The sequence below is a fragment of the Pseudomonas moorei genome, assembly GCF_008801475.1.
Lineage (GTDB): Bacteria > Pseudomonadota > Gammaproteobacteria > Pseudomonadales > Pseudomonadaceae > Aquipseudomonas > Aquipseudomonas moorei.
Genome location: NZ_VZPP01000057.1, coordinates 1 through 234 on the forward strand (window position 1 = coordinate 1; position 234 = coordinate 234).

A 234-nucleotide genomic window follows, 5' to 3' on the forward strand; every position below is an offset into this window, starting at 1 on the left:
AAGCGCCGTTGGCGCCGATCACCAGGGTGCCGACGTTGGCGATGGTGGCCGTGCTGCCAGCCTGGTATTGGGTGCCGTCCACTGTGAAATTAACCACGCTGACCGGGCCGTCAACGCTGCTGGTGCCAGTGAGGACGCTGCCGCTGATGGCGGAGTCTTCGGCCGTGGTTACGCTTTCGCTGAGGTCGGTGAAGCTGTCATCCACTGGGGTGACGCTGATATTCAACGTCGAAG

At 62.4% G+C, this 234-nt stretch carries 1 protein-coding gene; it reads right to left on the bottom strand.

Going from position 1 to position 234, the window contains the following annotated elements:
* Positions 1 to 234, bottom strand: a 234-nt coding sequence (locus F7R06_RS30880; RefSeq protein WP_170288750.1) for a hypothetical protein, incomplete at both ends; no start/stop codon positions are given.